Raw genomic sequence first — 17,846 nt, forward strand, 5'->3', positions numbered from 1 at the left:
ACAAAAAGTATTAACAAACACTAAAAAGTGAGACTTTTGTTCTAGTATATGATATTCTAGAAATAAATTCCAAAGAAATAAAGGATAGAGGTGTAATTTAATGATAAAAGTTAAAAGTGAGCAATGGGATCAATCGGTTATTGGCCGTACTTTAGCTAATGATGTTATATCAGATTCTGGACATTTCCTGTTAAAACAAGGGATGGTATTAACGCACTGGCACCTTTCTATTTTACAAAACCATCTCATAGAGGATATTTTTTTAATGGATATGCCCCAAGAACCTCTATCAAACCAAGTAGAGGACATATTTAAACATCGAGAGAATATTTCGATCATATATAAAGAAAGTGTCGTAGAAGTTAAACGATTATTTCAACTTGCAATATCTCGAGAGGTACCTAGTTTACAAGACTTTATGAAACCTTTTACTCCTTTGCTAGAAAGTGTTTTAAAGGGACCTAATATATTTTTAGAACTTCGCCATATTAAAGGGCATGATGAATATACATATAGACATTCTTTAAATGTAGGTCTACTTTCAGCAACCATCGGAAAAATATTGTTGCTTCCTATTGATGATATCCTTCAGCTGGGTAGAATAGGTTTTCTGCACGATCTTGGTAAAATGAAGGTTTCCCCGCAAATTCTAAACAAAGAAACGAAACTGTCTAAAAATGAATTTGATGAGGTAAAGCAACACACCATTTATGGGAAAGAAATGATAGCTATGATGTCAGGAGAGAATGAAGAGATTGAATATGGGGCATTGTGTCATCATGAAAGGCTCGATGGAAGTGGTTATCCATACGGATTGAAGGGTGATCAAATCCCTTTTTTATCGCAAATTATTGCGGTTGCTGATGTATATGATGCAATCTCATCAGACCGCATTTATAAAGAAAAACACGGTCCTCTTGAAGCTCTTGATGAGTTGCTTCTTGAAGTTTTCAAAGGGCGCTTTAACAGTGAAATTGTGATTCCTTTTGTCGAACACATTTTATATGGCTATATAGGCAACGATGTATTATTGGATAATGGTACTAAAGGACGTATTGTTCAATTATTTAAAGAAGAAATACGGCGTCCATTATTGAAAGTAGGGGAAGAATTTATTGATTTACGCAAAAAGAGGGACCTTCATATTCAGGAAATTTTTATTGCACCTTCTTTAGTGTAAAAATTCCTTTCAGCGTCAGAAAAAAAGGCACTTCAACTGAAGTGCCTTTACTTACACCGTATCACGGGTATTTTTACTTTTTTATCTCAATACCTAAAACTCTGTTCACTCTTTTACGAAGCATTTTCATGCCTCCACCACCTGCTTGGAAATGACGAAGTTGACCTTCTTCATCAAACACATAGTAGGCAGGTACATATTGATTTTCAAAAGCATCCGTAAGTTTGTGTTCATTATCAACAAAAACCGACTGACTGATATCGTGTTCTTTAGCAGTTTCTTCAATGACTGCCATATCAAGATCCTTTTCAGATCGTGGCATGTGAACCGCAATAACGTTTAGTTTATCGCTGTATTCATCACGAAATTCATTGACATCTGGCATTGCTTCTTTACATAATCCGCAGCTTACAGACCAGAAATGAATTAATGTAGGCTTGTCACCCACAAGATCCTCTTTAGAAACTTCTCCGTTTAGCCACGCAGTTGCCCCATTAAGATCAGGCATTTGTGCTCGTAACTTCATCAAAAACACTCCTTAAAACACATTTTCTTAGATGGTACATCAATAATATTATCTGACGCATCTATTGTTTGATAACTTACAGCGTAGCTTGTCCTGGCTTCCAGTTGGCAGGGCATAATCCACCTGTTTGAAGTGCTTGTAATACACGTAATGTTTCATCAACATCACGACCGATATTGTTGTGATTTACAACTGCATACATTAATTCGCCTTCAGGACTAATGATGAAAAGACCTCGCAAAGCAACACCTTCGTCTTCAATAAGTACACCATACTCACGAGAAATTTGGTGATTAGTATCTGCCGCAAGTGGATATTTCAGATCACCAAGACCATTATCATCACGATGAGTATTAATCCAAGCCTTATGTGTGTGGACAGTGTCGGTTGAAACTCCTATAACTTCTGCATCTAAATCTTCAAATTCATCAAATCGGTCACTAAGAGAAGTGATTTCTGTTGGACAAACAAATGTGAAGTCCATTGGATAGAAAAATAAAACTGTCCATTGATCATTTTTCATATTTTCTTCTAAAGAAACCTTCGCAAATTCTTTATTAGGCATAACCGCATCCATTTCAAATCTTGGTGCTTGTTTTCCTACCATACGTTTTTCAGCCATGTTATAAATCTCTCCTTTTATAAATAATGATTGTCATTTAAGTCCAATTGTATTCCTTAAAATGAAATAGTATCATTTAAGTGAAATGATTCACTAACTTTTCGGACTCAATTGCTATTATAAAAGAGCTTAAAAGTGATAGCAAGGATAATCCCTTTGAAAAGACAAATAGTTGGAATGCCACTGTAAAAATGTGTCTTAAAAACTCGATTTCAAATGTCATTACTAATACTGTCCAGTGAGTTTCTCGAGAATTTCTCTTTTCGTAATAGTGGATGATTGTAACTGAAATATTTCCGCCTTATAAAGTAATTCTTTAAATAAAGGACTTGGAGTCAATCCCAATTCTTTGAGATCATTTCCCGTTATTTTTCGTTGTAATCTCTCTCTTTTGATTAAATAATCAATAAATGATTTTTTAGCGTCTAGGTGAATAAATGCTAGAAAACCTAAAAGTGATTCCAATGAATAAGTAGAAAAGTGTTCGTGAAATGTTGCTATAGGGACGTTCACAAGGTCTTGGTTTAGATGGTGTATTAACTCCTCGATTTTATTTAACACAGTTTGATCTTCTTTCGATAAACAATAGTCTTCTAATTCCCGTATGTCTTTAGAGTCTCCATACGTCAATGCCGCCATGTAGCCTATCCAGACAGACCTAGAAATGGCGAGTCCTTTTTGATGTAGATCCCTGTGGTAATCCTCCAGCTCGCGTATTCGATTTGCAGCAATCTCATGTTTGATTGGATTTGTGACTAAATAGGTGTGAAGTTCTAGTTCATAAAGTCGATTCACGCAGTGAGAGGCGTTTCCTTCGTAAAAAAGTCGACATAGTTCATTCGCTAATCTTTGTTTTGATACAGAGAGAATATTATTCGCAGATTGGTGAGCCAGTTTTTCTGTTTGAGTGTCCATACGAAAATCAAAACGGCTTTCAAAACGAAGCGATCTTAAAATTCTGGTAGGATCTTCTACGAAACTTAAATTATAAAGCACACGAATTTTCCCTGATTTAAGATCTTCATATCCGTGAAAATAATCCAGCAGCTCACCAAAACTTTCGTAATTGAGGGATATAGCCATGGCATTAATAGAAAAATCCCGTCGAAATAGATCCTCTTTAATGGTTGACATTTCTACTTTTGGAAGTGCCGCCGGAAAATCATAATATTCAGTCCTGGCACTTGTTAAATCTATAAGGAAACCAGAAGGATGTTTCCAAGTTGCTGTTTTAAATTCTTCATGCTGCCTTACTGAACCTCCATAAGTTGATTGCAAGTGAAGGGCAAGTTGGATCCCATTACCTTCCACAACAATATCCATGTCTTTATTATCTTTATCAAGCAAAAGATCACGAACCATTCCACCGATTAGATACGGTGCCATGGAAAGTTTTGCGGCTTGGTCGCCTATACTTACTAATAACTGATAAATCGAACTCGGGAATTTTTTTCTCATTGTTTCTGTTACTTGCCGTTTTGTTGGGTGGGGAAAGCTAGATGGCAACATAGTACTACCTGTTTTTTCACCGTGCATAGCTTGAATGATATTTGACCTCGAAATAATACCTACTAAAGTATTCTCATGTAATACCGGTAGTCGGCCGACATGTTTATCAATCATGATTTCCTGAATACGGTCAATGGTGTCATGAATCGTTATAGTGATTGGCTCATGGCTCATAAATCCTTTCACAGGAGCGTGTCCCAATTTATGGTGTAAAGCTTTATCTACATCTCTTCGCGAAATAATACCCTGGATCTTTTCGTTATCCACAACGGGAAAGCCAGTATGACCATATCTATATAACATTTTAGAAGTCGTTTCAATGGTTGTATCAGGAGCAACGACTCTCACTGGGGACGACATCATATGTTTCGCCATTAAGGCTGGAGAAACGAGAGAGGGAAGTTTTTTTCGAATCCTCTCTACTATCAATGTAACCGGTTGATTTTTGATTAGTGCAGAAGCAGCTTTCTTATGCCCACCTCCGTTAAGAGATTGCATGAGAGGCAGCGCATTTATCCTCTCTGAAGCAGCCCGGTACGTAACAAACGTTTTTTCTCCCATCTGCACGACAGAAAATACTGCATCTGCTCCAGTTACCTCGATTAATTTACGCGTAATTTTCGAAAGATGACCAGTATAATTTTTTTGCTGAAATGAAGCAAGTGCAATATCCAAGCCATCTATCGAAATGAATTCACTATTTTTTAATAAGCTTTTAAAAAGTATCTGTTGTGTTTCTTTCAATGGAGCATCGGAAAACTGTTCCACTACTTGAAGGTTCGCGCCATTTTCCAACAGCCATGCAGCCGCTTTGAAATCTCTTGCAGTTGTATGCCCATATGAAAAGGAACCGGTATCCGTATACAGACCCATTGAAAAAACAGTAGCTTCAAAGGGTGTAATTAGAACATCAGTTTGAATGAGTAGTTCTATTAATAGTGTAACTGTAGCACCAACATGTTCTATAATCGTTTCTTTATGTTCAGGTGTCTCACTCGTACGAGGATGATGATCATAAATAATCAATTCTGTTTGTGTTGGCAATAACTCAGATTGCCCCGTCCGGTCAAGATCATTAGTGTCTACGAGAATAACCGTTTTAACATGTTTCCATTCAATTTGTTGAGTTTGTTTGTACGGGAATGTATCTTTATATATAGCTAGGAAGTGAGATACTTCCGGCCCTATTTTCGAGGGCAAAATTATCTCAGCCTGCGGGTATAGTTTTTGGGCAGCTATCATCGAAGCTAAACCGTCAAAATCTAAATTAGAATGGGAAAGAATAATTTGCATATTTTTGTCCTCCAAAAAAGAGTAAATATTAATATGAGAAGCTAAGGAAGAAATTCTTACCTTAATTTTACTACCAAATCTTATATTAGTAAAAGACACACTGTATTCAATAAAATACGCTTTGCGTTTTTCTTAGAAAAGTCTCCCCGATGGAAGACAACTATATTAAATTATATTTTTATACGGGAAAATACCTATCACAAGGATGGAAAATGTTAAAATTGTTAACATAAAGGAAAGGTAAGTATAGCATTAAAATGCTGAACACAAATAGAGGAGTCTTAATTATGAAAAAAGAAATGTATAAATTAATGCTGGAATTAACAAACAACCCGGTCTATTCAAGGCTATTAAAGGATTTTGTAAGTACAAAATTAAGTAAACCATTTGTCTCATCATTTGCGAAAGTATACGGTGTAAATCTTGGAGAACTCGCAAGGGAAGTCACTGATTACCCTACACTTGGCGAATTTTTCACCCGTGAACTGAAAACTGGGGTTCGTGCATTACCTGAAAATGAAAACGAAATTGTTAGCCCGGTTGATGGAGTTTTAACGGAGTCAGGGAAAATAGGGGAGGATTTGTCTTTTCATGTTAAAGGAAAGGCATATTCACTTAAAACTCTGTTAGGTATTCAGTCGGCGATTAACAGATATGAACATGGGGATTACTTTGTATTTTATTTATCCCCGAAAGATTATCATCGAATACATAGTCCTTTTTCGGGAAAAGTCGTCAAAAGATGGGCACTAGGGAAATACTCAGAGCCCGTGAATGAGATGGGGAAATTTTATGGCAAAGAACCCCTTGCTTCCAATTATCGATTAATCACCGAGCTAACTCATCAGGATAAACGGATGGCGATGGTAAAGGTAGGAGCATTGAATGTGAACAGTATTCATCCTACCCATGCAGGAAAAACACTTGATAGGGGAGAAGAGGTAGCTTATTTTTCATTTGGATCGAGTATTGTTCTGTTATTCGAGCCAGATACGATCGTGATAAACGAGGAAGTCAAGCAAGTGGATGTTGTTATCAAACACGGGCAATCAATTGGTAGATGGAAAGAGTAAAAACAATGAAAAAATATTCAAAGAGGGTGTCTCAAGGTCAATTATGACTTTTTGAGGCACCCTCTGTATTTTTAAACATCACTATTTGATTTTTCTTGCTTATTTTTCTTCTCATGTTCCCTCATTGCTATCGCTAAATCGTCTTGACTATTTTTGTCCGACATTTTAATTCCGGTATTATATGCTGCCTTAGAAACCATAAATGCTGCAACGGGAGCAGTAAGAAACACGAATAAAATGGTTAAGAGAAGCTTGCCGACAAAAATATCATGTGTAAACCAAAAGTAAAAAAACGTTGCGAACATTATACTGATAACACCTAAAGTAGCACTTTTAGTTGCAGCGTGTAACCTGCCATAAACATCTGGAAAACGAAGAATGCCAATGGACCCGATGAAGGTAAGCCCTCCACCAATGAGAAGAAGGATGCTAATGATGATTTCGATCAATGACAACTCCTCCTTCCAAAAATTTAGAAAATGCAATCGTACCAATAAAGGCTAATATTGCAATAACCAGGATTGCTTCTGAATAAGCAACTGTATCCTGCAGAATCATGATGATCCCAATAAACCCTATTAAGTTAATACCTGTAGTATCTAGGGCTACTATCCTGTCGGCGATTGTAGGTCCAATAAAAACTCTGTAAAGACAAATAGCAATTGAAAGCGACATTAATACTAATGTAATATGGCTGAAGGTATAAAGCATTAGTTGGTCACCTCCATAATAGCTTTTTCAAACGAATCGTGTATTTCTTTGATTGCCGCCTCTTTATCAGGCACATGAATGGAGTGTATAAAAATCGTTCTTCCATCCTCTGAAAAATACATCGAAAGCGTTCCAGGTGTTAACGATATAAGATTTGCCAACAAGGTTACTTCCCAATCTGTTTTAAGTTTTGTTGGCACCGCAATAATTCCTGGTTCGATGTTCAGTTTGGGACTGAGAATGATTTTAATAACATCGTAATTAGACATTATCAATTTATACGAAAAGAGAATAATCAGTTTGAAAAGGGCATAAATCCGCCGGAAGTAAAAATCAAACTTTAAAAACCTTCTCAAGAAAAACAATAGGACCAACCCGACAATATAACCCAACATAAATTCAACGGGGCTGAAATTGTTTTTCAATAGCATCCAAATTACTGCTATCAACATATTAAGTAAAATTTGAAACGCCATAATACCTACTCCTTAAACACAGATTCAATGTATTGTGATGGGTCCAGTAACTGTTCTGCTATTTCCATAGAGAATGAGAATATCGGTTCTGCAAATACTCCCATTGCAATCGTTAAAGCTGCTAAAGGAATAATAGGGAGTAGTAATGGCATTATTTTTACAGGATTTTCTTTGTCATTCTCTATCTTAGGTTCTCCCCAGAAAACATAGATAAATATTCTGATCATAGAGTACAGCGTTAATAATCCTACAAGTAAACTAATAAAAACGATAATATACTGACCCTGATCTAAACCGGCTACGATCATCGCAAACTTTCCGAAAAATCCACTTAGTGGAGGAATACCTGCAAGTGCTATAGCTGAAATGAAAAATAACCAGCCTAACAGGGGATATGTTCTTAATAAACCACCCATTTTTGTTAGATCCGTTGTTCCTGTTATTTTCTGTGTGACGCCTGCATAAAGAAATAATGATGTTTTGACAATCATATCATGTGCTATATAAAATATGGCACCCGCTATCGCATATGGCGTAAACAACGCTAGTCCCATAATCATATACCCAACATGACTGATAATTTGGTAAGACAGGATATGTCTGAAATCGAACTTGGCGACAGCACCTAATATTCCTACAAACATAGTAGCTCCAGCCAAAAATAAAATTACCGAATGTGTAAAATCAATATTGTGTATAAATACGAGTGTAAACACTCGGAAAATCGCATATACACCTACTTTTGTTAAAAGTCCGCCGAAGATAGCTGCAATTGCTGTAGGAGGTCCATAATAGGAATTAGGCAACCAAAAATACAATGGAAACAAAGCTGCTTTCATCGCAAATACGATTAGTAATAGAATCGCTACAACATTGAAGACACCGGTTTGTTCAGCCTCAGCAATTCGTTGTGCGAGATGTGCAAAATTCAAAGTGCCTGTTAACGAATACAGAAATGCAAGGGCAATTAGAAATAAAGCAGAAGCGAAAATATTAATTACTACATACTTGAAAGATTCTCTAAGCTGGTACTTAGTTCCGCCCATTACAATTAATATGTAAGACGAAATCAGCATAACTTCAAAAAAGACAAACAGGTTAAATATATCGCCCGTCAAAAAGGCACCATTAACCCCGGTTAATAAGAAAAAATAAAACGGATAGAAATAAAACTTTTCTCTATCCTTATGAATGGTTTTATAAGCAAAAAAGAGACAAGCTACTCCAACAATTCCGCTTAGGATAGTCATCAATCCAGCAAACAAGTCGGCAACAAAAATGATACCGAATGGTGCGGACCAATTTCCAGCCTCCAATGTTAATATTCCGTCCTGATAAACGTGATACGTGAGGAAAACAGAACTGAATAATAGTATAAATGCAGCAAGACCACTGATTGTACGTTGAATCGTCGAAAAATTCTTGAAGAATATAAGAATTACGCCTGCCACAAAAGGTATTAGGACTGGAAGTAATACAACAATATTATTCATCGCCATTACCCCTTAATTGATCTAAATCATCGGTTTTGTGTTCTTTATATGTTCGATATCCAAGCACTAATACAAATGCAGTAACTCCAAAGCTAATAACGATAGCAGTTAAAATTAATGCTTGAGGAAGTGGATCAGTATAGGAAGAAGCATCTTCTGTTAAAAGAGGCGGAGACCCTCCCATTAAACCAGCCATTGTTAATATCAATAGATGGACCCCATGTGACAAGAGGACAATCCCAAATACTACCCTTAATATACTTCTCGTTAGCAATAAATACGTGCTCACAGAAATGATGATGCCAGCTGTGACGATCATTAATATTTCCATTATGAATCATCCTCTGCAATGGTTAAAATTATTAATAGAGTGATTGCAACGACAACGATAAAAACTCCAAGGTCAAAAGGAAGAGCGGTTGTTAATTCAACCTCACCTAGTATAGGTAATTCAAAGTAATCGAAATATTGAGTAAGAAAAGGATCTCCAAACAATAAACCATTGAAGCCAGTTAACAAAGCGATTAACAATCCCGTTGCAATAAGCGTTGAATAATCAAATGGTAAAACTCGTTTAATAGTCTTTAAATCAAAACTTAAGTAGAGAAGAATAAGCCCTGAAGCCATCATTAATCCACCGATAAATCCTCCACCTGGACTATTATGTCCTGCAAAAAATAAATAAATCGAGAAGGAAAGGATGATAAAAGTAACGATACGAGTAATGGTATGGAGCATGAGGTAATTTGTCTTCATATATCCTCTCCTCCTTTCATTTTCAATTTAATCATCGTTACAACACCTAATGCTGCAATAGATAATACCAACACTTCAAGTAATGTATCCATACCACGGAAATCGACAAGGATGACATTGACCATATTATAGCCGCCACCTAAAGCTTTTGAGTTTTCAATGAAATATTCAGAAATGGACGTGATGTCGAGATCATTTCTCATTGCATGGACGCTTATTCCCGTGACAATAACAATCAGGCCCATACCGATAGAAACGACTAAATTTAATATATTAAATCTCGGTTTCACATCTATTTTTTTCAGCTCAGGTAGATAAATATAAGCTAATAAAAAGAGTACAACCATTACTGTTTCAATCAGTAATTGTGTCAATGCTAAATCAGGAGCTCTAAAAATCACAAATAGCAGTGCTACAAGAAAACCAATCACACCAAGGACTAAGATGGAAGATATCCGATGGGAGATGAATGGTAAAGAAATGGATGCCGCAATAATTACTAGTATTACAATCCATAAATATGGAGGCACCACAGTCAGATTTGCAAAGTCGTATTGAAAAGCATTGAATTTTATAAAGGTCCAGGTGATCATACCAATAATAAAAACTAACATGTAAAGAATGTAATCTCTTAGTAAGCCGGTCATTTGTAACTTTGTAACTTTTTGAGATCCCGTGACCAACCCGTCTAATCCGTTATCGTAAAATGCGTTAAGTGGATCTCTTTCTCTTATGAAGAAAGTAGCTTCTTTCCAGCGGTCTAAATTCAAATAAATAAGTGTACCGAAAGCAACAACAGCTATCGTCATAAACAATTCAGGATTAAGTCCATGCCAATGGTATATTTTTACGTCAAATTGTTCTCCTTCTGTGAGGAGTCCTGGCAGAATGGATTGCATCGCAGGATCAATGATCGTGTAGGCCAATAAATTCGGAAAGAAACCAAAGATTACAACTAAAGAAGCTAGGATAATTGGCGGGATTAATAAGCCCATTGGAGCCTCGTGAGCCTCTTTATCCAGTTTTTCAGGCTGGTATTTTCCAGTAAATGTTTTAAAGAACAAAATCATGCTGTAGATAAACGTAAATACACTTGCAATCCAAGCAACAATCGGGAAAATAAAACCAAGTGTTTGAACGTTAAAAATATCAAGCGTCATACTTTGCAGCGTGCCGGTAAAAAACATTTCCTTGCTCAAGAAACCGTTAAAAGGAGGTAATCCAGCCATTGAAGCGATTCCTATGAGTGAAATGGTAAATGTAATAGGCATTAGAGCCATAAGTCCACCAAGTTTACGAATATCACGTGTACCTGTTTCATGGTCCACAATCCCTACTACCATAAATAGGCTGCCCTTAAAAGTTGCATGGTTAACAAGGTGGAATATTGCCGCAAGAATGGCGACCGAATAGACCGATCCGGCATTAGGAATATCAAAATACAAAGTTGCAGACCCAAGTCCAAGCAAACTCATGATTAAACCTAGCTGACTGATGGTTGAAAAGGCAAGAATACTTTTTAAATCCTTTTGTCTAATTGCGGATACGGATCCCCATAGCATGGTAAATAATCCGACTCCGGTTACGATCCAGAACCACTCAGCCTCCCCGCCAAATAAAGGGGTAAAGCGAGCTACCAAATAAATTCCTGCTTTAACCATGGTTGCAGAGTGTAAATAAGCACTAACAGGCGTAGGTGCTTCCATAGCGTCAGGCAACCATATATGGAAAGGAAATTGAGCTGATTTTGTAAAAGCTCCAAGTAAAATTAATAGCATTGCGGGTAAAAATAAAGGACTGTCTTTTAAAACATCCGCGTATGAAATGATTTCACGAATACTAAAAGTTGCAGAGCCGAGAGCTCCAGTCATTACATAAAGCAATGCAAAACCGGCAAGCATAGCGAATCCACCTGCAACAGTTATTAACATAGACTTTAAGGCCCCATAACGTGATTTCTCTTTATGATACCAATAGGCAATTAACAAAGAGGAAGAAAGACTTGTGATCTCCCAAAATACATAAAGAACAATTAAGTTATCAGATAAGACTACTCCTAGCATAGCTCCCATAAACATTAACAAAAATACGTAAAAGTTGTTAAGTGGTTCGTCTCTTTTATTTGCGATGTAATAAATGGAGTAGAGAACAACTAAAGCCCCTATTCCAGTGATCAGCAAGGCAAATAAAAGGCTTAAACCATCTAAATAGACAGTATAGTTTATGCCTAAAGAGGGCACCCATGCAACAGTGTTTTCTACTATTTCCATGGCCTCTCCACCCAAAGGGAGATATTGAATTAAGTAGATAAATAATAGTAAAGGGACTGGCAAAACAAACCAGCCTGTATGTATATGACGGAATTTTTTGTATAGAAACGGAATGATTATCGCTACTATAAAAGGTGCTAAAGCAACAAAATGAAGCATTGACAAGTTATTTACCTCCTTATTGAACAATTGATTCATGGGTTTTCATTTTACCACTTTTATTAAATGGGTCGCAGGGAATTACTCTTTTTCGCGCAAATAAAAGTATAATATAAATCGAATGTCCTTGCATCCTTTATTACTTTAACATGCGTGGACTTTATAAATAATGTTAAATATGTAGAAACACAGTTAAAACAAATGAAAACTTTTTTTTTAACCTTTTTTTAAATTACGATTTGTTATGACTAAATGTTGTTTTAAGCAGTTTGTTTTTATAAAAGTTTATAAAACTCGATGCATACTTTTGAAGTAACGCTCGTCCTTGCGGGGGCCTCAATCATTGCTAATCCGACAAGACTCCTGTGAAAAAAGATCCGAAGGCTAACCCGCCCCCCGCGGAGCGATTAGATTGAGGAGGATAGAAAACGGTACTTATTCCAAACAAGTTCCCCTAAAAACAAGCCAATCCTCTTACATAGCATCTTTAATTTAGTTAAAGAGTATTCTTCTCAGAAATTTTCTATTTCATTGTATAAATAAAAAAAACAGGCTCACCCTTATAATAAAGGGAGGTGACCTTGTTGAGATTAAAAAGAAAAGTATTGATATCTTTGATAATATTTAGTTTTATATTTTCTGTTGGAGGTGTTCTTCATATAAATACAATGAGTGACATGATGAAATATCGTGAAAATGAGGATCAGTATGAGGGGTTTCAATTAGATGAAGAACGATTAATACCAATAAAGTTTGAACCCAGGGAATATATCCGGGTTATTACAAGGCGTCAGGAATAGGACAAGAGAAATAGCTGCTTAAGTTATTGGTACTTGTCCTATTTTTTTCTATAGATCAATTTTCTTATCATAAATAGCACGCAGTTCCATTTCTTTAAGTACTAAGTACAGGAAATCGTCAGATAGGTTTAATTCTCGAGCTTTATAGTATGTTTCAACAAGAAGTTCATCGGACAAATTTTGCATCGCTCCATATCTTCTCATGAAAATTATCCTCCTTTTATTCAAAACGTTCACTCTTTAGAAAGTGTGTTTCTTAGTGAGTTTAGTTGATATTACCACGAATGTCAGTGGTACTCAAACTAGACATTATCCACAAAATCGGTGGATATCTTTGTGGATATGTTGTTTATAAAGACTCTAAATAAAAGGTACATCTCTTTTGTTCCTGTGCAAAAACTTATCCACAGATAAGCATAAATGTAAAATTTTGTCGAAAGATTTTTGTAATAGTTGCAATTTATTTTTAAAATTTCTAGTTATATTTGAAATCAATGATCGATTACAGGTAATATAAAGAGATGAAATATTTTCTAATAGAGGAAAATGCAATTTCTGAACGCGAAATGGGGGAAGTTTGTGCTAAAACAATTTATTCCAGACCAATATGTTCAATCTGTGTTTGATATATCGATTACCGAACTCAAAGAAAAAGGTATCAAGGCAATAATAACAGACCTTGATAATACCCTAGTAGAATGGGATCGTCCAGATGCTACAGAAGAATTAATTGCTTGGTTTGAAAATTTAAGAGAACTAGGGTTTCAAGTTGTGATTGTATCTAATAATAATGAAAAGAGAGTAAAGTATTTTGCGGACCCTCATAAAATTACTTTTATACACAGTGCAAAGAAGCCGTTGAGCCGTGCGTTTAAAACTGCATGCAAACTCATGAATGTAAAAAGAGAAGAAACAGTTGTGATCGGTGATCAGCTGTTAACAGATATTTTAGGTGGCAACAGAAGTGGGTTTCAAACGATACTCGTCGTGCCAGTAGCAAAAAACGATGGTTTTTTTACTAAATTCAATCGTCGGATTGAGCGAATAGTTTTCCAATCAATGAAAAAGAAGGGGTTAATAGAATGGGAGAAATCGGAAGAGAAGAAGTAATTTGTTCGGGTTGTGGAGTGAAAATTCAAACGGAGAGTAAAGATGGACTAGGGTACACACCATCTTCAGCAATGGAACGGGATGTTATTATATGTCAGCGATGTTATCGGTTAAAACATTACAATGAGGTTCAAGATGTCTCTTTAAAAGATGACGACTTCTTAAAAATTCTAAATGAAATTGGAACAAAAGAAGCCCTTATCGTTAAAATTGTTGATATATTTGATTTTGATGGAAGTTGGTTGCCAGGTTTACATCGATTTGTAGGGAAAAATAAAGTTCTCCTCGTTGGTAATAAGGTGGACTTGCTTCCTAAATCCGTAAAAAGGCAGAAGGTCATTCAATGGATGAAACGGACAGCAAAAGAATATGGTTTGACGGCTACAGATGTACACTTAATGAGTGCGCACACAGGTGAAGCATTGATGGATGTTGCAAATTTAATCGATGAACATCGTGGTAAAAAAGATGTATATATCGTTGGTTCCACAAATGTTGGAAAATCAACATTTATTAATAAGTTGTTAAAGGAGTTTGGAGCAGAAGATGAGATGTTAATCACAACGTCAAACATTCCCGGAACGACATTGGACATGATCGATGTTCCTCTAGACGACGGTTCTAATCTTTTTGATACACCTGGAATTATTAATCATCATCAGATGGCTCACCTTGTAGATAAAGAAGAGCTTAAGATAATTACACCGAAAAAAGAAGTGAAACCAAAAATATTTCAACTTACTTCGGGTCAAACATTATTCTTAGGCGGTTTGGCAAGAGTGGACTTTAATAATGGAGAACCTCAATCGTTTGTTGTTTATGTATCCAATGATCTTCATATTCATCGTACTAAAACGGAAAAAGCTGATGAATTGTATTCTAATCATTTAGGGGAACTATTAACACCGCCTAAAAAAGAGAATATAGCTGCTTTTCCTGAAATGACAGAGAGAGAATGGAAAATAAAAGAGGGGAAATACGACCTTGTTTTTTCTGGATTGGGCTGGGTGACTGTTAGTGGTTCAGGTAGTATTGTAAAATCTTATGCACCTAAAGGAGTCACGGTAAGTGTAAGACCTTCAATATTTTAATTTTAATTAGCTAATAGGGGAAGTGATGGAGAATGAAACAAGTATATGGTGTGATAGGCGATCCAATTTCGCATAGTTTATCTCCGGTCATGCAAGAAGCAGCTTTTAAATATTGTCATTTAGATGCAGCATATCATGCGTTTCATGTTCCTAAACAGTATCTAGAACAAGCAGTTCAGGGAATGAGAGGCTTGGGAGTGAAGGGATTAAATGTCACGCTCCCACACAAGGTGGAAATTATGAATTTTCTTGATGAGATTGATCCTTTAGCAGAGAAAATAGGAGCTGTTAATACGATTGTTCAGGAGGATGGTAAGCTTGTGGGTTATAATACAGATGGAGAAGGCTATATGCAGTCTTTGCAGCCAATTTCAGAAAAAACGATTGCCTCCTCTCGTGTATTAATAATAGGTGCAGGTGGTGCAGCAAAAGGTATAGCTATAACGATGGCTTCTTATGGTGTAAAGGAATTGGTTATAACAAACCGGACGTTATCTAAAGCGGAAAGTCTGGCAAAGGACTGTGGAAAGTACACAAGTTCAGCAGCTATGCCAATTGGAATGGCACAGGCTAAATTAACAGAATTTGATATTATAATTAATACAACTTCGATTGGAATGACGCCTGACATAGATACCATGCCTTTATCACTAGAGATGCTAGGTAAAAATGTAATTGTCAGCGATCTTATATATACTCCTTTCCAGACAAGATTTTTACTGGAGGCGGAAAAAAAAGGTGCAAAGATTCTTAACGGTTTAGACATGTTTGTTAATCAAGGTGCACTATCATTTAAGTATTGGACAGGACAGGAAGCTCCACGGGAAATAATGAAAGATGTAGTTATGAAAGAATTAGGAGGATAATTATGCTAACTGGAAAACAAAAACGCTTTTTACGAGGAGAGGCTCATCACTTAAAGCCTATACTACAAGTTGGAAAAGGCGGAGTGAATGAAAACCTTATTAAACAGGCAGATGATGCATTAGAAGCAAGGGAACTCATTAAAGTAAGTATTTTACAAAACTGCGAAGAAGATAAAGAAGTTGTCGCAGAAGAAATCAGGCGTGGAGCGAAAGCGGAAGTCGTTCAAATTATCGGGAATACATTGATTTTCTACAAGGAATCTAAAGAACAAAAATCGATTGAACTTCCGAATTAATAGGGAGGAGCAACATGAAAAAAGTAGGTATTTTTGGTGGAACATTTGATCCTCCGCATCTCGGGCATCTAATTATGGCCGAGGAAGCAAGAATAAAAGGAGAGTTGGATGAGATATGGTGGATGCCGAATTATGTTCCTCCCCATAAAAAAGTCTCTTCCAAAACCACGGAGCAGCAACGTATTGATTTAGTGACACTGATGGTTAACACGCATGATTCTTATAAACTTTGCCTCATCGAAATGCAACGAAAAGGTCTTTCATTTACAGCCGATACGGTTCAAGATCTTCTAGAGGACTATCCGAATGTGCAATTTTCGTTCATAATGGGTGGAGACAGCTTGAAAAATTTCCATTCTTGGCATAAAAGCGAAAAATTACAAGCGATGTTGCCATTTATAGTTATAGTTAGACCAGGATTTCAAGTTCCTCGTGTTAGTGTCCCAAAAGAAGTGCTTTTACTAGAGGAAGTGACAGTTGAATTATCGTCTAGTTATATTCGGAAAAGTATAAGATCGAACAAGGAGAACAAGTTTTTGCTTCTACATGAGGTATACCAATTTATAAAGGAGAATCGTTTATATGAATGAGGTTACTGCATTTGAAACGGTTCAAAAGGCCTTGAAACCTAGACGTTATGAGCATACTGTGCGAGTTACGGAGGAAGCAACAAGATTAGTTGGCATTTATGGTGGCAATCTAGAAAAAATCAGATTAGCTGCAATTCTTCACGATTATGCAAAGCACCGTCCAATTATTGAGATGAGGCGTAAAGTGCAAACGTGCGATAAACTTCCCAATGCCATGTTAGACTATGGCGATGAGATACTTCACTCATTCGTTGGAGCTGTATTTATTGAAGAAGAACTTTTCATCACGGATGAGACAATCCTATCATGTATTCGATCTCATACGACGGGAAAAGTAAGTATGTCACTGGAAGAAAAAATTGTGTTTTTGGCGGATTATATAGAACCAGGCAGAACGTTTCGACAAGCGGAAGAAGTAAGAAAAATTTCCGATGAAAATCTTGATCTGGCTTGTCTGACTGCACTGGGAAATACGATTCAATATTTAAGCAATAAACAGTTGCCGATATATCCGGATACTTTTGCAGCATATAATGATTTTGTTTTAAGATAGGTTATAGTAAAGGTAACTCGTTTAATTAATTTTAAAGCTGGTAAGAGGAAAATGTTAAAATATGTTTTTTTATTAAAAATGGAGGTTGTCAATAATATATGAATTCGAATGAGAAACTGGATATAGCTGTTAGAGCAGCAGATGATAAACTAGCGCATGAAATAACTACATTAGATATGCAAGGAGTTTCCCTAATAGCGGATTATTTTGTGATTTGCCATGGTAATTCAGAAACACAAGTAGCCGCGATTGCTAACGAAATAAAAAAATCTGCAGTGGCAGCGGGCTTTGAACTTAAAAGGTTAGAAGGAGCTGATAAGGCTAGATGGATCCTAATTGATTTAAATGATGTGATCGTTCATGTCTTTCATAAGGAAGAGCGTTCTTACTATAACCTCGAAAAGTTATGGGGAGACGCACGTATAATCGACGTAGAAGAAATTCTGAATAGATAGTACAAGGAGGACGATTA

General features: G+C 36.3%; 21 protein-coding genes. 10 read left to right on the top strand and 11 right to left on the bottom strand.

What is annotated here, in order from left to right; genetic code table 11:
• The first annotated feature begins 100 nt into the window (after positions 1 to 100).
• The gene (locus ACHABW_RS01835; protein WP_435753802.1) at positions 101 to 1,180 is read left to right on the top strand and encodes an HD-GYP domain-containing protein; all 1,080 of its coding nucleotides are present in this window, start codon (positions 101 to 103) and stop codon (positions 1,178 to 1,180) included.
• 73 nt (positions 1,181 to 1,253) lie between these two features.
• Here ACHABW_RS01835 and ACHABW_RS01840 read toward each other — a convergent pair whose 3' ends face one another.
• The 3 genes from ACHABW_RS01840 to ACHABW_RS01850 form a co-directional block, all read right to left on the bottom strand.
• The gene (locus ACHABW_RS01840) at positions 1,254 to 1,706 is read right to left on the bottom strand and encodes a TlpA disulfide reductase family protein (RefSeq protein ID WP_110936730.1); all 453 of its coding nucleotides are present in this window, start codon (positions 1,704 to 1,706) and stop codon (positions 1,254 to 1,256) included.
• A 76-nt stretch (positions 1,707 to 1,782) separates the two neighbouring features.
• A complete protein-coding gene (locus ACHABW_RS01845) occupies positions 1,783 to 2,328 on the bottom strand; it encodes a peroxiredoxin (RefSeq protein WP_110936729.1) in 546 nt (181 codons plus the stop codon).
• 225 nt (positions 2,329 to 2,553) lie between these two features.
• Positions 2,554 to 5,130: a CBS domain-containing protein gene (locus ACHABW_RS01850; protein WP_435753803.1), complete on the bottom strand. Its 2,577-nt coding sequence runs from the start codon at positions 5,128 to 5,130 to the stop codon at positions 2,554 to 2,556.
• A gap of 287 nt (positions 5,131 to 5,417) precedes the next feature.
• On the opposite strand from ACHABW_RS01850, the gene ACHABW_RS01855 reads away from it, so the two are divergent.
• Positions 5,418 to 6,203, top strand: coding sequence for a phosphatidylserine decarboxylase (locus ACHABW_RS01855; RefSeq protein WP_435753804.1), 786 nt, complete (start codon positions 5,418 to 5,420; stop codon positions 6,201 to 6,203).
• A 71-nt stretch (positions 6,204 to 6,274) separates the two neighbouring features.
• Here the strand turns inward: ACHABW_RS01855 and mnhG are convergent, their stop codons facing one another.
• From mnhG to ACHABW_RS01890, 7 genes are read right to left on the bottom strand one after another with little or no spacing between them, the layout of a single operon-like run.
• The gene (gene mnhG, locus ACHABW_RS01860; RefSeq protein WP_435753805.1) at positions 6,275 to 6,658 is read right to left on the bottom strand and encodes a monovalent cation/H(+) antiporter subunit G; all 384 of its coding nucleotides are present in this window, start codon (positions 6,656 to 6,658) and stop codon (positions 6,275 to 6,277) included.
• The gene (locus tag ACHABW_RS01865; RefSeq protein WP_435753806.1) at positions 6,633 to 6,914 is read right to left on the bottom strand and encodes a Na(+)/H(+) antiporter subunit F1; all 282 of its coding nucleotides are present in this window, start codon (positions 6,912 to 6,914) and stop codon (positions 6,633 to 6,635) included. Before ACHABW_RS01865 ends, mnhG begins: the two co-directional genes overlap by 26 nt.
• Positions 6,914 to 7,390, bottom strand: a complete 477-nt coding sequence (locus ACHABW_RS01870; RefSeq protein ID WP_435753807.1) for a Na+/H+ antiporter subunit E — start codon at positions 7,388 to 7,390, stop codon at positions 6,914 to 6,916. The genes ACHABW_RS01865 and ACHABW_RS01870 overlap by 1 nt, the downstream gene beginning before the upstream one ends.
• 5 nt (positions 7,391 to 7,395) lie before the next feature.
• Positions 7,396 to 8,883 (bottom strand): Na+/H+ antiporter subunit D, encoded by a 1,488-nt coding sequence (locus ACHABW_RS01875; RefSeq protein WP_435753808.1) that lies wholly within the window; start codon positions 8,881 to 8,883, stop codon positions 7,396 to 7,398.
• Positions 8,876 to 9,214: a Na(+)/H(+) antiporter subunit C gene (locus tag ACHABW_RS01880; protein WP_110936722.1), complete on the bottom strand. Its 339-nt coding sequence runs from the start codon at positions 9,212 to 9,214 to the stop codon at positions 8,876 to 8,878. The genes ACHABW_RS01875 and ACHABW_RS01880 overlap by 8 nt, the downstream gene beginning before the upstream one ends.
• The gene (locus ACHABW_RS01885; RefSeq protein WP_110936721.1) at positions 9,214 to 9,639 is read right to left on the bottom strand and encodes a Na(+)/H(+) antiporter subunit B; all 426 of its coding nucleotides are present in this window, start codon (positions 9,637 to 9,639) and stop codon (positions 9,214 to 9,216) included. Before ACHABW_RS01885 ends, ACHABW_RS01880 begins: the two co-directional genes overlap by 1 nt.
• A complete protein-coding gene (locus ACHABW_RS01890) occupies positions 9,636 to 12,074 on the bottom strand; it encodes a Na+/H+ antiporter subunit A (RefSeq protein ID WP_435753809.1) in 2,439 nt (812 codons plus the stop codon). Before ACHABW_RS01890 ends, ACHABW_RS01885 begins: the two co-directional genes overlap by 4 nt.
• 578 nt (positions 12,075 to 12,652) lie before the next feature.
• On the opposite strand from ACHABW_RS01890, the gene ACHABW_RS01895 reads away from it, so the two are divergent.
• Positions 12,653 to 12,868 (top strand): hypothetical protein, encoded by a 216-nt coding sequence (locus ACHABW_RS01895; RefSeq protein ID WP_435753810.1) that lies wholly within the window; start codon positions 12,653 to 12,655, stop codon positions 12,866 to 12,868.
• A gap of 48 nt (positions 12,869 to 12,916) precedes the next feature.
• Here ACHABW_RS01895 and ACHABW_RS01900 read toward each other — a convergent pair whose 3' ends face one another.
• Positions 12,917 to 13,054 carry a sporulation histidine kinase inhibitor Sda gene (locus ACHABW_RS01900; protein WP_110937681.1) on the bottom strand — a complete coding sequence of 46 codons (138 nt, stop codon included), beginning with the start codon at positions 13,052 to 13,054 and terminating at the stop codon, positions 12,917 to 12,919.
• A 393-nt stretch (positions 13,055 to 13,447) separates the two neighbouring features.
• Here ACHABW_RS01900 and ACHABW_RS01905 point away from each other — a divergent pair, with 393 nt between their 5' ends.
• The 7 genes from ACHABW_RS01905 (at position 13,448) to rsfS (ending at position 17,829) form a co-directional block, all read left to right on the top strand.
• Positions 13,448 to 13,978: a YqeG family HAD IIIA-type phosphatase gene (locus ACHABW_RS01905; protein ID WP_435753811.1), complete on the top strand. Its 531-nt coding sequence runs from the start codon at positions 13,448 to 13,450 to the stop codon at positions 13,976 to 13,978.
• The gene (gene yqeH, locus ACHABW_RS01910; RefSeq protein ID WP_435753970.1) at positions 13,960 to 15,069 is read left to right on the top strand and encodes a ribosome biogenesis GTPase YqeH; all 1,110 of its coding nucleotides are present in this window, start codon (positions 13,960 to 13,962) and stop codon (positions 15,067 to 15,069) included. Before ACHABW_RS01905 ends, yqeH begins: the two co-directional genes overlap by 19 nt.
• Before the next feature lie 32 nt (positions 15,070 to 15,101).
• The gene (aroE, locus tag ACHABW_RS01915) at positions 15,102 to 15,935 is read left to right on the top strand and encodes a shikimate dehydrogenase (RefSeq protein ID WP_435753812.1); all 834 of its coding nucleotides are present in this window, start codon (positions 15,102 to 15,104) and stop codon (positions 15,933 to 15,935) included.
• Between the two features lie 2 nt (positions 15,936 to 15,937).
• A complete protein-coding gene (gene yhbY, locus ACHABW_RS01920; protein WP_110936717.1) occupies positions 15,938 to 16,231 on the top strand; it encodes a ribosome assembly RNA-binding protein YhbY in 294 nt (97 codons plus the stop codon).
• 14 nt (positions 16,232 to 16,245) lie between these two features.
• Positions 16,246 to 16,821 (top strand): nicotinate-nucleotide adenylyltransferase, encoded by a 576-nt coding sequence (gene nadD, locus ACHABW_RS01925; RefSeq protein ID WP_435753813.1) that lies wholly within the window; start codon positions 16,246 to 16,248, stop codon positions 16,819 to 16,821.
• Positions 16,814 to 17,374 carry a bis(5'-nucleosyl)-tetraphosphatase (symmetrical) YqeK gene (gene yqeK, locus ACHABW_RS01930; RefSeq protein WP_435753814.1) on the top strand — a complete coding sequence of 187 codons (561 nt, stop codon included), beginning with the start codon at positions 16,814 to 16,816 and terminating at the stop codon, positions 17,372 to 17,374. Before nadD ends, yqeK begins: the two co-directional genes overlap by 8 nt.
• A gap of 98 nt (positions 17,375 to 17,472) precedes the next feature.
• Positions 17,473 to 17,829, top strand: coding sequence for a ribosome silencing factor (gene rsfS / locus ACHABW_RS01935; protein ID WP_110936714.1), 357 nt, complete (start codon positions 17,473 to 17,475; stop codon positions 17,827 to 17,829).
• Positions 17,830 to 17,846 lie beyond the last annotated feature (17 nt).

The sequence above is a fragment of the Salipaludibacillus sp. CF4.18 genome (assembly GCF_051262595.1).
GTDB lineage: Bacteria > Bacillota > Bacilli > Bacillales > Salisediminibacteriaceae > Salipaludibacillus > Salipaludibacillus neizhouensis.

What these genes read in the sequence shown, in the direction of transcription:
- ACHABW_RS01835 (WP_435753802.1), top strand. Translation starts at nt 101, where the DNA reads ATGATAAAAGTTAAAAGTGAGCAATGGGATCAATCGGTTATTGGCCGT.
- ACHABW_RS01840 (WP_110936730.1), bottom strand. Translation starts at nt 1,706, where the DNA reads ATGAAGTTACGAGCACAAATGCCTGATCTTAATGGGGCAACTGCGTGG.
- ACHABW_RS01845 (WP_110936729.1), bottom strand. Translation starts at nt 2,328, where the DNA reads ATGGCTGAAAAACGTATGGTAGGAAAACAAGCACCAAGATTTGAAATG.
- ACHABW_RS01850 (WP_435753803.1), bottom strand. Translation starts at nt 5,130, where the DNA reads ATGCAAATTATTCTTTCCCATTCTAATTTAGATTTTGACGGTTTAGCT.
- ACHABW_RS01855 (WP_435753804.1), top strand. Translation starts at nt 5,418, where the DNA reads ATGAAAAAAGAAATGTATAAATTAATGCTGGAATTAACAAACAACCCG.
- ACHABW_RS01865 (WP_435753806.1), bottom strand. Translation starts at nt 6,914, where the DNA reads ATGCTTTATACCTTCAGCCATATTACATTAGTATTAATGTCGCTTTCA.
- ACHABW_RS01870 (WP_435753807.1), bottom strand. Translation starts at nt 7,390, where the DNA reads ATGGCGTTTCAAATTTTACTTAATATGTTGATAGCAGTAATTTGGATG.
- ACHABW_RS01875 (WP_435753808.1), bottom strand. Translation starts at nt 8,883, where the DNA reads ATGAATAATATTGTTGTATTACTTCCAGTCCTAATACCTTTTGTGGCA.
- ACHABW_RS01880 (WP_110936722.1), bottom strand. Translation starts at nt 9,214, where the DNA reads ATGGAAATATTAATGATCGTCACAGCTGGCATCATCATTTCTGTGAGC.
- ACHABW_RS01885 (WP_110936721.1), bottom strand. Translation starts at nt 9,639, where the DNA reads ATGAAGACAAATTACCTCATGCTCCATACCATTACTCGTATCGTTACT.
- ACHABW_RS01900 (WP_110937681.1), bottom strand. Translation starts at nt 13,054, where the DNA reads ATGCAAAATTTGTCCGATGAACTTCTTGTTGAAACATACTATAAAGCT.
- aroE (WP_435753812.1), top strand. Translation starts at nt 15,102, where the DNA reads ATGAAACAAGTATATGGTGTGATAGGCGATCCAATTTCGCATAGTTTA.
- yhbY (WP_110936717.1), top strand. Translation starts at nt 15,938, where the DNA reads ATGCTAACTGGAAAACAAAAACGCTTTTTACGAGGAGAGGCTCATCAC.
- nadD (WP_435753813.1), top strand. Translation starts at nt 16,246, where the DNA reads ATGAAAAAAGTAGGTATTTTTGGTGGAACATTTGATCCTCCGCATCTC.
- yqeK (WP_435753814.1), top strand. Translation starts at nt 16,814, where the DNA reads ATGAATGAGGTTACTGCATTTGAAACGGTTCAAAAGGCCTTGAAACCT.
- rsfS (WP_110936714.1), top strand. Translation starts at nt 17,473, where the DNA reads ATGAATTCGAATGAGAAACTGGATATAGCTGTTAGAGCAGCAGATGAT.